The sequence below is a fragment of the Brevibacterium sp. 91QC2O2 genome, assembly GCF_024580695.1.
In the GTDB taxonomy this organism is placed as follows: domain Bacteria; phylum Actinomycetota; class Actinomycetes; order Actinomycetales; family Brevibacteriaceae; genus Brevibacterium; species Brevibacterium moorei.
In genome coordinates this window covers 21,163-34,404 of the sequence record NZ_JANIJY010000027.1, presented here as the reverse complement: position 1 = coordinate 34,404, position 13,242 = coordinate 21,163, and the positions used below count along the sequence as shown (strand labels likewise).

General features: G+C 66.9%; 15 protein-coding genes. 12 read left to right on the top strand and 3 right to left on the bottom strand.

All coding sequences use genetic code 11. The features are described from left to right. The first annotated feature begins 174 nt into the window (after positions 1-174). Together hflX and NQ036_RS13900 are read left to right on the top strand one after the other, a co-directional pair. A complete protein-coding gene (hflX, locus tag NQ036_RS13905) occupies positions 175-1,653 on the top strand; it encodes a GTPase HflX (protein ID WP_257047522.1) in 1,479 nt (492 codons plus the stop codon). Positions 1,654-1,657: 4 nt separating this feature from the next. Further along, complete coding sequence (locus NQ036_RS13900; RefSeq protein WP_257047524.1) at positions 1,658-3,646, top strand: ATP-dependent DNA helicase; 1,989 nt, start codon at positions 1,658-1,660, stop codon at positions 3,644-3,646. Positions 3,647-3,700: 54 nt separating this feature from the next. Here the strand turns inward: NQ036_RS13900 and lexA are convergent, their stop codons facing one another. Next, a complete protein-coding gene (lexA, locus tag NQ036_RS13895; RefSeq protein ID WP_257047526.1) occupies positions 3,701-4,456 on the bottom strand; it encodes a transcriptional repressor LexA in 756 nt (251 codons plus the stop codon). A gap of 254 nt (positions 4,457-4,710) precedes the next feature. Between lexA and NQ036_RS13890 the strand changes: the two genes are divergently transcribed. Genes NQ036_RS13890 through NQ036_RS13860 form a run of 7 tightly spaced genes read left to right on the top strand, consistent with a single transcriptional unit; the run spans position 4,711 to position 9,605 of the window. Then, entirely contained in the window at positions 4,711-5,046 is a 336-nt protein-coding gene (locus NQ036_RS13890) for a LysM peptidoglycan-binding domain-containing protein (protein ID WP_257047527.1), read from the top strand. A 9-nt stretch (positions 5,047-5,055) separates the two neighbouring features. Continuing rightward, positions 5,056-6,210: a histidinol-phosphate transaminase gene (locus NQ036_RS13885; RefSeq protein WP_257047528.1), complete on the top strand. Its 1,155-nt coding sequence runs from the start codon at positions 5,056-5,058 to the stop codon at positions 6,208-6,210. 1 nt (position 6,211) lies between these two features. Further along, positions 6,212-6,817, top strand: coding sequence for an imidazoleglycerol-phosphate dehydratase HisB (hisB, locus tag NQ036_RS13880; protein ID WP_257047529.1), 606 nt, complete (start codon positions 6,212-6,214; stop codon positions 6,815-6,817). Next, entirely contained in the window at positions 6,814-7,425 is a 612-nt protein-coding gene (locus NQ036_RS13875) for a hypothetical protein (protein WP_257047530.1), read from the top strand. The genes hisB and NQ036_RS13875 overlap by 4 nt, the downstream gene beginning before the upstream one ends. Continuing rightward, positions 7,422-8,030: an imidazole glycerol phosphate synthase subunit HisH gene (hisH, locus tag NQ036_RS13870; RefSeq protein WP_257047531.1), complete on the top strand. Its 609-nt coding sequence runs from the start codon at positions 7,422-7,424 to the stop codon at positions 8,028-8,030. Before NQ036_RS13875 ends, hisH begins: the two co-directional genes overlap by 4 nt. Before the next feature lie 46 nt (positions 8,031-8,076). Beyond that, a complete protein-coding gene (gene priA, locus NQ036_RS13865; protein WP_257047532.1) occupies positions 8,077-8,823 on the top strand; it encodes a bifunctional 1-(5-phosphoribosyl)-5-((5-phosphoribosylamino)methylideneamino)imidazole-4-carboxamide isomerase/phosphoribosylanthranilate isomerase PriA in 747 nt (248 codons plus the stop codon). Beyond that, positions 8,820-9,605: an SseB family protein gene (locus NQ036_RS13860; RefSeq protein ID WP_257047533.1), complete on the top strand. Its 786-nt coding sequence runs from the start codon at positions 8,820-8,822 to the stop codon at positions 9,603-9,605. The genes priA and NQ036_RS13860 overlap by 4 nt, the downstream gene beginning before the upstream one ends. A gap of 39 nt (positions 9,606-9,644) precedes the next feature. On the opposite strand, the gene NQ036_RS13855 is transcribed toward NQ036_RS13860, so the two are convergent. Then, positions 9,645-11,009 carry a catalase gene (locus tag NQ036_RS13855; protein WP_257047534.1) on the bottom strand — a complete coding sequence of 455 codons (1,365 nt, stop codon included), beginning with the start codon at positions 11,007-11,009 and terminating at the stop codon, positions 9,645-9,647. A gap of 85 nt (positions 11,010-11,094) precedes the next feature. Then, the gene (locus NQ036_RS13850) at positions 11,095-11,421 is read right to left on the bottom strand and encodes a DUF1844 domain-containing protein (RefSeq protein ID WP_257059684.1); all 327 of its coding nucleotides are present in this window, start codon (positions 11,419-11,421) and stop codon (positions 11,095-11,097) included. A 475-nt stretch (positions 11,422-11,896) separates the two neighbouring features. Between NQ036_RS13850 and infC the strand changes: the two genes are divergently transcribed. The 3 genes from infC to rplT all read left to right on the top strand — a co-directional run bounded on the left by infC (position 11,897) and on the right by rplT (position 13,227). Beyond that, complete coding sequence (gene infC / locus NQ036_RS13845) at positions 11,897-12,511, top strand: translation initiation factor IF-3 (protein WP_373456782.1); 615 nt, start codon at positions 11,897-11,899, stop codon at positions 12,509-12,511. Between the two features lie 97 nt (positions 12,512-12,608). Further along, positions 12,609-12,806, top strand: a complete 198-nt coding sequence (rpmI, locus tag NQ036_RS13840) for a 50S ribosomal protein L35 (protein WP_257047535.1) — start codon at positions 12,609-12,611, stop codon at positions 12,804-12,806. 34 nt (positions 12,807-12,840) lie between these two features. Continuing rightward, positions 12,841-13,227 carry a 50S ribosomal protein L20 gene (rplT, locus tag NQ036_RS13835; protein ID WP_257047536.1) on the top strand — a complete coding sequence of 129 codons (387 nt, stop codon included), beginning with the start codon at positions 12,841-12,843 and terminating at the stop codon, positions 13,225-13,227. Positions 13,228-13,242: the final 15 nt, after the last annotated feature.

Genomic DNA, 13,242 nt, shown 5'->3' with positions numbered 1-13,242 from the left:
TCCGGTCGGGACACTCGACGGTCCCTGGCGGGTGGGCAGATCACGGCAAAGGCACACACTGTGGTGGCCAGTCAGTGCCTGGGTCACACCCTGGATGGAAACCATCCCTACAAGTATCAACGTCAGTGGCCTGTGGGACAATGGACACCGCAGACGAAAGGAAGCAGAGGCCTTATGACCCAACCCCAGAACAGCGGCGGGAACCGCACCGGTCGCGATGTCGTCGACCGGGTGCTCTCACGGGCGGGGACCGCGCTCACCGACGAGCGGCTGGTCGCCCACGACGACCAGCTGGAGGTCGAGGAGCGCACCGCACTGCGGCGCGTCGCGGGGCTGTCGACCGAACTCGAGGACATCACGGAGGTCGAATACCGTGAGATCCGCCTCGAGCGCGTCGTCCTGGCCGGTATCTGGACGCACGGAACCGCCGCCCAGGCGGAGGCATCGCTGCGGGAGCTGGCGGCACTGGCCGAAACGGCCGGTTCGACGGTCCTCGACGGAGTGCTGCAGCGCCGCGCCAATCCGGACCCCAGCACTTTCCTGGGCCGCGGCAAGGCACAGGAACTGGCGGACATCGTCGCAGCGGTGGGCGCGGACACCGTCGTGGTGGATTCGGAGCTTGGCCCCAGCCAACGGCGTGCGCTCGAAGACGTGGTCAAGGTCAAGGTCGTCGACCGGGTCGCCCTGATCCTCGACATCTTCGCCCAGCACGCCAAGAGCCGGGAGGGCAAGGCACAGGTCGAACTGGCGCAGATGGAATACCTTTTGCCGCGGTTGCGCGGCTGGGGCGAATCGATGTCCCGGCAGGCGGGCGGCCGGGTGGCTGGCGGGGCCGGGATCGGTTCGCGCGGTCCGGGTGAGACCAAGATCGAACTGGACAGGCGGCGCATTCGCACCCGGATGGCGAAACTGCGCAGGGAGATCAAGGCGATGGAGCCCGCCAGGGCGACCAAGCGCTCCAACCGCGACCGCAACAGGATTCCCTCGGTCGCGATCGTCGGCTACACCAACGCCGGCAAATCCAGCCTGCTCAACCGGCTGACCAACGCCGGGGTGATGGTGCAGAACGCACTGTTCGCCACCCTGGACCCCACGGTCCGCGCGGCGCAGGCAGACGACGGGCGCGCGTACACCTACACGGACACCGTGGGCTTCGTGCGCAACCTGCCCACACAGTTGGTGGAGGCGTTCCGGTCGACCCTGGAGGAGGCCGCTGACTCGGACCTGCTGTTGCACATCGTCGATGCCTCCCATCCGGATCCCGAAAGCCAGATCAGCGCCGTGCACGACGTATTGGCCGATGTCGAAACAGGGCAGATTCCCGAACTCATCGTGTTCAACAAAGCCGATATCGCCGACCCCGCGGTGCTCGCCGGCCTGCTGGCCGCCCACCGTGGCTCTTTGGCGGTCTCCGCCTATACCGGTGATGGTGTCGAGGAACTGCGCTGCAGGGTCGAGGACCTGCTGCCGCGCCCCGACACCGCCGTCGACGTGCTGATACCCTACGACCGCGGCGATCTGGTCTCGCGCGTGCACGAACAGGGCACCGTCGAGCACGAGGAGTACGGGGAAGCCGGCACTCGCCTGACCGCCCGGGTCAATCATGATCTGGCCGCCGAGCTGGCCCCCTTCGGATACACAGAGGGGGAATGACCGGGTGGCGGATGTAGCCGAACTCCTGGGGTTGGCCGTCGGCGCTCTGGGAGGTACTCCGCGGGCGGGCCAGCAGACCATGGCCGAGGCCGTGGCCTCGGCTTTGGACACGGAGACCCATCTGCTGGTGCAGGCGGGCACGGGCACGGGCAAATCATTGGGCTATCTCGTGCCCGCCGTCGAATACTCGATGCGCACCGGCTCGCGTGTCGTCGTGTCCACAGCGACCTTGGCGCTGCAGGGCCAGATCATCGACCGTGACCTACCCCGCCTGGTCAAGGCCACCAAGGCGGAATTCGGCCGCAAACCCGTTGCCGCGGTGCTCAAGGGCCGGCGCAACTACGTGTGCAAGCACAAGCTCGACGGCGGCTACCCCGAAGACGATGCCGGCATGCTCTTCGACCTGGGTGCGGACGCCGCAGCCCAGTCCGGCAATACGCGCATGTCGCGGCTGGAGGAGGAAGTCGCGCGGGTCCGTTCCTGGGAGCGCACGACCGACACCGGGGACCGCGACGACCTGACCCCCGGCGTATCCGATAAGACCTGGCAGCAGGTATCCGTCAACGCCGCGGACTGCCTCGGCTCGAAGTGCCCGCTGTACGACGAGTGCTATGCGGAGATGGCCAAGCTCAAGGCCGCCGGCGCCGACGTCGTGGTGACCAATCACGCGCTGTTGGCCATAGACGCCTTCGGCCAGAACAAGGTCCTGCCCGAACACGGGGCCGTCATCATCGACGAGGCCCATGAACTGCGCGATCGGGTCACCAACGCGCTGACCGGGTCGCTGACAGTGCCCATGGTCCAGTCGGCGGTGGCTTCGGCCAAACGCCACTCGACGGTGCCAGAGGCCCTGATCGGCCGGCTCGACAGCGCGGCCAACGGCTTCGAACGGGCCCTGGCGGAATCCGAGACCGGTTTACTTTTGCGCAAACCCGAATCCCTTATGTCCGTAGTCGCAGCGGTGCGCGACGAGGCCAGAACGCTGGTCTCGGAGATGGGTGGGGACAAGGAACGCTCGGACGATGATGCCGACGCAGGGAAGAAGATGGCCAAGGCCCGCGTGCAGGAAGTCTTCGAACTGGCAGAACGCATGGCGCTGGACGCTGATAACGACGTTCTCTGGGTGGCCCGGAATCAATTCCGGGAAACGGAGACGACCTCGTTGGTCACGGCACCTCTGTCGGTGGCGGGCACCATGCGCTCGGGGCTGTTCGCGGAATCCACCGTGGTGGCGACATCGGCGACTCTCGCGCTCGGCGGCAAGTTCGAAGCGGTGGCCGCCTCCCTGGGCCTGGTCGGGCCCGATGCCCCGCGCTATGACGCGATCGATGTGGGCTCTCCCTTCGACTACCCCAAACAGGGGATTCTCTACGTCGCGGGACACCTGCCCAAACCGGGCCGCTCTGGACTCGGCGATGAGGCGACGAGCGAACTGGTCGAACTCGTCGCGGCCGCCGGCGGCGGGGCGCTGGGCCTGTTCTCCTCCAAATTGGCGGCCACTCAGGCCGCAGAGGCGCTGCGCGCGCATACGGATCTGCCGATCCTGCTCCAGGGGGAGGAAACTCTGGGCCAGTTGGTCAAGAGATTCGCGGCCGAGGACGAAACCTGTCTGATGGGCACCCTGAGCCTGTGGCAGGGCGTCGATGTACCGGGGCAGGCGTGCCGACTGGTCGTCATCGACCGGATTCCGTTCCCACGCCCCGACGACCCGTTGGCGAAGGCGCGGACAGCGCAGGCCCAACACAACGGGGCCAATGGCTTCATGGCCGTCAGCGCGACCTCGGCCGCGCTCAAACTTGCCCAGGGCGTGGGTCGGCTGATCCGCACCGTCGACGATCGCGGCGTGGTGGCGATCCTCGACAGCCGGATGCGTACCGCCAGGTACGGGGGCTTCCTGCTGCAGAGCCTGCCGCCGCTGTGGCGGACCGACGACTATGCGACAGTCCGCGGCGCCCTACAGCGGCTGGGCTCTATGCCCGCGGCAGCCGACTGAGCCGCAGACCGGGCAACAGGGCGCCACGGGCACTGCGCCCCGCAGCCGAACGCCTCAGATGCTGCGGATGACGGCGGTGACGATGCCCATGATGGTGGCGTGGTCCCCGTCGATGGGTTCATACGCCGGGTTGTGCGGCATCAGCCACTGCTTGCCGCCGGTGCGCTTGAGGGTCTTGACCGTGGCCTCATCGTCGAGCAGTGCCGCGATGATCTGGCCGTTCTCGGCATTCGACTGGCGCCTGACGACGACATAGTCCCCATTGCAGATCGCCGCGTCGATCATGGAGTCGCCGATCACCTGGAGCAGGAAGAGCTCACCGGAGCCCACGACCTGCCGGGGCAGGGCGAAGACGTCGTCGACGTTCTGCTCGGCCGTAATCGGGCCACCGGCTGCGATCCGGCCGACCAGCGGCACCAAGGAGGTGTTGAGCTCCGCGGTGGAGTGGATTTCCGCGGCCAGCTTCTGTTCGGCCGGATTGACGACCTCCAGGGCCCTGGGCCGCCTGGGATCGCGGCGGATATAGCCCAGCCGTTCGAGCTGGGTCAGCTGGTGGGCGACGCTGGAGAGCGAGGCCAGCCCGCAGGCCTCGCCGATCTCCCGCATGCTCGGCGGATAGCCGTTGGCGACGATGGCCTGTTCGATGGTCTCGAGGACGACCCGCTGCCTGGCGGTCAGCCGCCGGTCGTCGGCGGCCGCCGACTGGCTCCCGGTCTCCCCGTGTCCGGCCCGGTCGCGGAATTCGCGCAGTTCGTCCTCGACGCTATCGTTGCGTGGCCGCCCGCGCGGCCGGCGCTGTGCAGCTGTCATGTCATTCCCCGTCCCTCATCGCCCTCACCTGCGAAAACTTTCCTTCAGAGGAGCCGTGTCAGTGCCTGCTGGAAGGCTGTGCTGCAGCAGGCGCCAACGGTTGCGGACCCCGTTCGATTCTATTTTCACACATATGTTCCAAAAATGTTCCAAAAAAGACTGGACATATATACGATTAAGCGCTTCAATAGAACACAGGTTCGAATAGGAGCCGCGGGACTTCCCACCGCGCGACCCGAACCAAAGGAGGAACGATGAGTATCGCTGTGTCACAGGCATTCCGGACAACCCGTCCGGCGCCGCATCGGAGTGCTCTTACCCGGGTCCGTCTGCTGGTGGTCCTGGTGGCCATTTCCGTGGTCACGGTTCCGGTGTTCCTCCTGGCGCAACCGGGTGCCTCGGCCCAGGCGCCGGAACCGCCCGCGACGACCACGGTGACTGTCGAGGAAGGCCAGTCACTGTGGTCGATCGCGCGCACGCACTCCGGCGGACAGCGCACGGACATAGTGGTCGAGGACATCAAACGGCTCAATGGTCTGCGCGACTCCGCGATCCGGGCCGGGCAGAGCCTGCAGGTGCCTGCGCGTTAGACTTTCCGTGTGACCGATCTCCAGGATTTGCCGCTGCGCGACGACCTGCGGGGACAGACCCCGTATGGAGCGCCGCAGCTCGACGTGCCCGTCGCACTCAATGTCAACGAGAACTCCTACAGCGTGCCGCCAGACGTCGTCTCCGCGATGTCCGACGCGATCGCGAAAGTCCTGCCCGATCTCAACCGCTACCCCGACCGGGACTTCACCGCGTTGCGGGGCAAGCTCGTCGGATATCTGAATCGGGTCCTGCTCACCCAGGGTGCGGCCGACCGCAATCCCGTGCTGACGCCGGATTGGATCTGGGCGGCCAACGGATCGAACGAGGTCCTCTCGCACATCCTGCAGGCGTTCGGAGGTCCGGGGCGCACCGCGATGGGCTTCACCCCGAGTTATTCCATGCACCCGCTCATCACGACGGGCACGGGTGCTTCCTTCCTCTCTGTACCGCGCGCCGCGGATTTCCACATCGACGTCGATGCGGCCCTGGCCGCGATCGAAGGGGAGCGGCCCGACGTCGTCTTCGTGTGCACTCCGAACAACCCCACGGGTGGCTCGACGCCGATCGAATCGGTGGAGCGCATTGTGCGCGCGGCGCCCGGCATCGTGATCGTGGACGAGGCCTATGCGGAATTCGCACGTCCCGGATTCGTCTCCGCGCTGACCCTGCTGGACGAGTATCCGCGCCTGGTCGTTTCGCGCACCATGAGCAAGGCCTTCGCCTTCGCCGGTGTGCGGTTGGGCTATGCCGTGGCCCAGCCGGCGCTCATCGACGCTCTGAAGCTGGTCCGTCTGCCCTATCACCTGTCCGCGCTGACCCTGGCCGCAGCCGGAGCCGCGCTGGATCATGCGGATTCCCTGCTGGCCAATGTCGAGGCCCTCAAGACCAGTCGCGACCGGATGCGCGATGCCCTCTTGGGGCTGGGGTTCAGCGTTGCGGACTCCGATTCGAACTTCCTGCTGTTCGGATCGATTGCGGACCCGCACGGACTCTGGCAGTACCTGTTGGATCGTGGAGTGCTGGTGCGTGACAACGGCATCCCCGGCCATTTGCGGGTCAACGCGGGGACCGAAGCGGAAACGGATGCCTTCATCGCCGCGGTGACGGCCGTGGTCTCAGCGCACCCGGAACTGCTGACTGCACCCTCTGAGACCCAGGACTGATATGACCCACCGCACCGCCCGCGCCACGCGGGCCACCTCCGAATCCACTGTCGAAGTCGAGATCGACCTCGACGGCACCGGCCAGGGCGACATCGACACAAGCGTGCCGTTCTACGACCACATGCTCAATGCACTGGCCAAACACTCACTGTGCGATCTGCGCGTGCGCGCGACCGGTGACACCCAGATCGATGTCCATCACACGGTCGAGGACACCGCGATCGTGATCGGCCGGGCACTCGGCCAGGCGCTGGGGGATAAGGCGGGGATCCGCCGCTACGGCGACGCCCACGTACCGCTGGACGAAGCGCTGGCGCGCGCCGTAGTCGATATCAGCGGCAGGCCCTACTTCGTTCACACGGGTGAGCCGGAGGGGCAGCAGTACCACCTGATCGGCGGGCACTTCACCGGGTCGATGACGCGCCATGCCCTCGAATCGCTGACCTTCGCAGCCGGTATGACGGTCCACCTGACCCTGTTGGACGGCCGCGATCCGCACCATATCGTCGAAGCCCAATTCAAGGCCTTCGCCCGCGCTCTGCGCCAGGCGGTCGAACCCGATCCGCGGATGGGCAGCGCGATTCCCAGTACCAAAGGAGCCCTGTGAGCCGTACCCTGATCGTCACCCCCTTCGGACGCGCGGACCAGCTGGCTGCGGCCCTGGTCCTGTCGAACATCCACGGTGACGTCGTGCCCGTCGGAGAATTCACCGCTCTGTCCCGCGACGACGTCACGGCCGCCGGGGCCGACGAGATCGCCACGACGATCTCGCGCCTGGCCGGTGAGCACGAGGTGCTCATGCTGGTGCGCAGCGAGGAACAGATCGATGCCGGCCACTATCGCAATGGCAAGCGCGAGTCCGATGTGCCGGCCGGCTTGGCCCTGACGAACCTGCCGGGAATCGTCGAGGCCCTGCTGCTCGAACAGACAGCGCCCACCGAGGTCGAGGGCCATATCGACACCTCGACGATGACCAAGATGCAGGCCTCGGCCGCCACCATGACCCCGGCCAGGGCATCGCTGGCGCGTACCGCTCTGCTCTGGTTCGTCGTCGCCCTACTGGCTGTGATCGCCGTCGTCGTCGGCGCCCTGGTTGCGCTTTCGGGCCGTGCCCTGGTGTGGGCCGCCGTGGCGGTGGCTGCCCTCGTCCTGGGATTCTCCCTGTACCGGGTCTGGCGGTTGCTCGGCGGCGGGGCGAAGAGGGCCGGCGCATGAGCGCAGATGTCGTCGTCCTCGACTACGGAGCGGGCAATGTCCGCTCGGCGGTCCGTGCGCTCGAACACGCGGGTGCGGTGGTCGAACTCACCGCCGATCGGACCCGCGCGGCGCAGGCAGACGGCCTCCTGGTCCCCGGAGTCGGGGCCTTCAGTGCGGTGATGGCCGGGCTGAGGGCCGTGGACGGGGTGGAGATCATCCGTACCCGTCATGCGCAGGGACGGCCCACGCTGGGAATCTGCGTGGGGGAACAGGTGATGTTCTCCCACGGCACCGAGCACGGCGTCGAGACCGCCGGGATCGGCCTGTGGCCGGGTGCGGTCCAAAAGCTCACGGCCCCCGTCATCCCCCATATGGGTTGGACCCGGGTGACTCCCGGGGCCGGCTCCCGGATGTTCGCGGGCCTTGCCGAAGAGTATTTCTACTTCGTGCACTCCTACGCCGCCCATGTTCCCCCGCCCGGCACCTGCGCCTCCATGGCCACCCATGGCGAGAGCTTCGTCGCCGCCGTTGAGGACGGGCCCACCTGGGCGACCCAATTCCATCCGGAGAAGTCCGCGGACGCCGGGGCCCGGCTGCTGCGCAACTGGCTGATAAGTTTCTAATCCCCGTCGGCCTCGCATGCCGGCGCCTTTCGAAAGCGAAGAGAACATGACCGCAACCACCGATCCCCGCCTCGTTCTGTTGCCCGCTGTCGACGTGGCCGGCGGCAAGGCCGTCCGCCTGGTCCAGGGGGCGGCCGGCAGCGAGACCGAGTACGGGTCCCCAATCGATGCCGCACACGGCTTCGAAGAGGCCGGCGCGGAATGGATCCACCTGGTCGACCTCGATGCCGCCTTCGGGCGCGGGTCGAACTACGAACTGCTCAAGCGGGTGACGAAGTCGGTCTCCCTGAAAGTGGAGATCTCCGGCGGGATCCGCGATACGGAGAGTCTGGAACGTGCCCTGGACACCGGCGCCGAGCGCGTCAACATCGGTACAGCGGCGCTGGAGAACCCCGCCTGGACCGCCGAGGTCATCAAGACCTATGGCGATACGGTGGCGATCGGCCTGGACGTCCGGGGGACCACCCTGGCCGCCCGCGGTTGGACCGAAGACGGGGGAGACCTGTGGGAGGTGCTCGACGGGCTGGAGGAAGCGGGCTGTGCGCGCTATGTGGTCACGGATGTGACCAAGGACGGCACCCTGCGCGGACCCAATGTCGATCTGCTGCGTCAGATCGCGGAGCGCACCGATAAGCCGGTCGTCGCCTCGGGCGGGATCTCCAGCCTGGACGATCTGCGTGCGCTGCGCGCACTGGTCGGACTGGGCGTCGACTCCGCGATCGTCGGCAAGGCACTGTACGCCGGCAAGTTCACCCTGGCCCAGGCCCTCGACGTGGCGGGGCGCCCGGCATGACGGACAAAGCCGCGGGCGTCGACGGTAACACCGCGGATTCCGCCGGCACCCCGTGGGCCGGCCGGGACTTGCACCCCAACCCCTTCTCCGGCGATACGGGGGAGGCGGACGCCGTTCTCGTCGACGCTCTGTGCGCCGTGACCCGGGATCCCTTCGATCCACGGCTGCACGTATCCGTCCTCGCAGCGCTGCGCGATACCCGGCTCTACGCCCCCGTGCTGCCGACCGCGGTGGAACATACGACCGACGAACACGGCTACGTCCACGACAATAAATCCGAAATGGCGATGGTGCTCCTGGCCTCGGAGGACGGCAGGCGCTGCGTTCCGTGCTTCACCGACATCCCGAGCCTCACCGCCTGGCACCCGCAGGCCAGGCCCGTACCGATCGAGGCCGAGCGCCTGTGCGCGGCGGCCGTCGAGGAGGGTGCGGAACTGGTCGTGCTCGACCCCGGCTCACCGCGTTCCTTCCTGCTGCGCAGGCCCGCCCTGTGGGCGTTCTTGAAACAGGAGCAGTGGCAGCCCGCCTGGGCCGATCCGAACACGGTGGCGGAATTGGGGCGAATCGCGCGTGAGACTCCCGGCCTGGACTGGATCGACTCCCTGGGCGTAGGTCCGGGGTCGGCCGGGCTCGTTGTGAGCGGTCCCGAGGTATCACTGCACGTGCGGGCGCTACGGCAGCCGAGTCAGGCGGAGCTGGGCTCCCTGCAGACGGCTCTGGCCGGCTCCCCGCAGATCGCCGAGGCCGCTGATTCCCTGACTCTGAGTCTCGAGTCCGCTTAACGGCCGGCCGGGGCCGGTCCTATCGGGACCCGGTCCGGTTCACCGGTGCCCGGCCGCACGGACCACTGCTTCGACGCGGTCCCCGGTCTCGGCGTCGATGCGCCGCAGATAGTCGAATGACCGGCTCAGCACCGGCTCGCTGACGCCGCAGAGCAGGTGCCCGGACACATTGCCGACAAGCCGGTCGCGCTGCTCATCGTCCATTACGGTGCGCACCAGTGTGTGGGCCTGCGCGAAGTCGGCGGCGGCTCGACCCGCTGCCGGGCTCCCCGCGGACTGGGCACCGACGAGCAGGTCCTCGGCCGCCAGCGGCTCCGCGGTACCCGGCACGACGCCGGGCAGGGTCCGATTGACCGGTAGAGCCGCGAAGTCGGCGCCGATGCGCTGCCGGTGCGAGAGCCCATAGGCACGGACCCTGGCCAGCAGGATCGGATCGGGGCTCAGCCCGGTTCCGGCCACCTGATTGGCCGGGGTGAAGGCCGCCTGTTCAACCTGTGTGAAGAAGTCGCGCGGGTTGCGGTCGAGTTCGAGGCGGCCCACCTCGTGCAGGGGGAACTCGGAGTGGGGCCACACGCGGGTCGGATCGAAGGGGTCGAAGTCGACTTCGGTCGCCCGCTGTTCGTCCATCACCTGAACCGACAGGGTCCAGCAGGGATAGTTCCCCGCGTTGATCGCCTGTGCCAGATCGCGCCGGTGGAAGTCGGCGTCGATGCCGGCCATCGCCTGCGCGTCGGCCTGTCCGAAGCCCTCATGGCCGTGGGCGGAGAGGAAGTCGGCCTTTTGCGCGGATTCGAAGTGGTACTTGACCCAGGATTTGCGGCCGTCGGCGGCGACCCATTGGAAGGTGTGCGTGCCGTAGCCGTTCTGTTCGCGCCAGGACCGCGGGATCCCGCGGTCGCCCATCAGATAGGCGACCTGGTGGGCCGTCTGTGGAGTGGCCGACCAGAAGTCCCACTGGGCGTCGTGGGAGTACAGCCCGGTTTCCGGATCGCGCAGGCCAGCGCGCATGAGCGCCCCGACTGCCGTCGTATCGCGCACGTAGTACACGGGGGAGTTGTTGCCGACGATGTCCAGGTTGCCGTCGGGACCGTAGAATTTCACGGCGAAGCCGCGCAGATCGCGCCAGGTATCCGGGGATCCCGGTTCGCCGAAGGTCGAGGAGAAGCGGGCCAGCACCTGGGTCCGGGCGCCGGGGGCGAAGACCTGGGCACGGGTCAGCGCGGAGACATCGCCGGTGACGGTGAACGTGCCGAGTGCTCCGCCGCCCTTGGCGTTGACCGACCGCCGCCGCGGGGTCGGCCGGGAGAGTCGCTCGATCAGATAGTGGTCCTGGAGGAGGATCGGTCCGGCCGGTCCGCTGAGAACCGAGGCACTGGGGACGTCCGATGCAAAAAGATCACGCACGCGTCCCAGGATAACGGGGGCGCGTGCGCGTGCAAGGAAGGTTGGGCGACCTAAACCGGGCTCGGGCCCGGGTTCGGTTCGCGGCTCACATAACGGGGCCGGTGAACTTCTCGCCCGGTCCCTTGCCGGGGGCATCGGGGATGGCCGAGGCCTCGCGGAAGGCCAACTGCAGACTGCGCAGTCCATCGCGCAGCGGGCGGGCGTGGGAATCGCTGACCTCGGGCGCGCCTGCGGTGATCAAGCCGGCCAGAGCGGTGATGAGCTTGCGGGCCTCGTCGAGGTCCATCAACTCCGCGCCCTTGACTCCGTCTGCGTCCTCGGCCAGCCCCACCTTGACCGCCGCTGCGCTCATCAGGTGGACGGCTGCCGAGGTGATGACCTCGACGGCCGCAACCTCGGCGATGTCGCGCATCGCGGTGCCGGCGGCCTGTTCCTCGGCGTTGGCTGCGGCGGCGCCGGACTCGGCATCCTGGGTCTCGAAGGAGAAATTCGTCTGTTCATTCATGGTCCAAGCTTCCCACACGGACCACTGCGCAGGTCCTCGGCCCCGTGGCCGCCCTCCGGTGTTGAAATGCAGGGGAGGGGAAGACGACGTCGAGTGAGATTCATGTGTGTGACGGAGTCGATGTGCAAATGCCGACGGATACGGGTACTATGGTCGTTAGTGCAAAGCGGAGCCCGCTCCCACCTTGACCGTTCAAGCGGTCGGGTACGAATTTTCACCACTGATGTGGTAATGCGTTGCAGCCCTCGGGTTGCAATCATAAGATTCCGGGCTCCCTTCGCATTGGTCGAAAGGGAGCCTTTCCTTTTGGCCCGAGTGATCTTTTTCTTGGAATGTTAGGAGCGAGCACATCAGCGAGCCGCGCATTAATGATCGGATCCGGGTGCCCGAGGTCCGCCTTGTCGGACCCAACGGTGAACAGGTCGGTATCGTCGCCATTCGTAAGGCGCTCGACCTCGCTCGCGAAGCCGATCTGGACCTCGTAGAGGTTGCCCCACAGGCGAAGCCCCCGGTGGCCAAGCTCATGGATTACGGCAAGTTCAAGTACGAGTCGGCCCAGAAGGCGCGCGAGGCCCGGAAGAATCAGGCCAATATGGCCCTGAAGGAAATCCGGTTCCGACTCAAGATCGATGCCCACGACTATGAGACCAAGAAGGGCCATGTCTCCCGGTTCCTGTCCGGTGGCGACAAGGTCAAGGTCATGATCATGTTCCGTGGACGCGAGCAGTCGCGGCCGGAGATGGGCATCAAACTGCTCAACCGCCTGGCCGAGGACGTATCGGATCTGGGAACCGTGGAGTCGTCCCCGCGTGTCGACGGCCGCAACATGGTCATGGTGATTGCACCACTGAAGTCCAAGGCGGATGCCAGGGCGGAGTCCCGTCAGGCCACCGCCGGAGCCAAGGGTTCGACGGCCGAGGTCAAATCGCGTCGTGAGCGCGAGGCCCAGGCGAAGGCCCAGGCAGACGCCGAGGCACGCAAGTCCAAGGCGGAATAATCGTCAAACCACGCGGTGGTGCCCTGCCGGGCACCATTGCGTCGGGGACCAGCCCCGTCGTTCACCCGACGGTGTCGATGTAAAGGAGAACGGCAACATGCCGAAGCAGAAGACCCACAGCGGCGCCAAGAAGCGCCTGCGCCTCACCGGCAGTGGCAAGGTCATGCGCGAACGCGTCAACAACCGCCACCTGGCCGAGCACAAGTCCTCGCGTCGCAAGCGCCGCCTGTCGCAGGACCAGGTCCTGGCGAAGGGCGATGCCAAAAAGGGCCTCAAGCTCTTGGGCAAGCGCTGAGTCTTTCCGAAAACTTTTTTCTTAAGGAGTACACGTGGCACGTGTGAAAAGGGCGGTCAACGCCAAGAAGAAGCGTCGGGTCATTCTCGACCGCGCCAGCGGCTACCGCGGACAGCGTTCGCGCCTGTACCGCAAGGCCAAGGAACAGGTCATCCATTCGCTGGTCTACAGCTACCGTGACCGTCGCGCCCGTAAGGGTGACTTCCGTCGCCTGTGGATCCAGCGCATCAATGCCGGAGCCCGCGCCAACGGCATGACCTACAACCGCTTCATTCAGGGCCTGAAGGCCGCGCAGGTCGAGGTCGACCGTCGTATGCTGGCCGAACTGGCCGTCAACGACGCCGCCACCTTCGCGAAGCTGGTCGCCGTGGCAAAGGCCGCGCTGCCCGCAGATGTGAACGCACCGAAGAACGCAGCCTGAGTCCGCTCAGCGCCA

Coding starts and splice junctions, on each gene's coding strand:
- rpmI (WP_257047535.1), top strand. CDS start 12,609: ATGCCGAAGCAGAAGACCCACAGCGGCGCCAAGAAGCGCCTGCGCCTC.
- hflX (WP_257047522.1), top strand. CDS start 175: ATGACCCAACCCCAGAACAGCGGCGGGAACCGCACCGGTCGCGATGTC.
- hisH (WP_257047531.1), top strand. CDS start 7,422: ATGAGCGCAGATGTCGTCGTCCTCGACTACGGAGCGGGCAATGTCCGC.
- NQ036_RS13890 (WP_257047527.1), top strand. CDS start 4,711: ATGAGTATCGCTGTGTCACAGGCATTCCGGACAACCCGTCCGGCGCCG.
- NQ036_RS13850 (WP_257059684.1), bottom strand. CDS start 11,421: ATGCGCGACATCGCCGAGGTTGCGGCCGTCGAGGTCATCACCTCGGCA.
- hisB (WP_257047529.1), top strand. CDS start 6,212: ATGACCCACCGCACCGCCCGCGCCACGCGGGCCACCTCCGAATCCACT.
- NQ036_RS13860 (WP_257047533.1), top strand. CDS start 8,820: ATGACGGACAAAGCCGCGGGCGTCGACGGTAACACCGCGGATTCCGCC.
- priA (WP_257047532.1), top strand. CDS start 8,077: ATGACCGCAACCACCGATCCCCGCCTCGTTCTGTTGCCCGCTGTCGAC.
- lexA (WP_257047526.1), bottom strand. CDS start 4,456: ATGACAGCTGCACAGCGCCGGCCGCGCGGGCGGCCACGCAACGATAGC.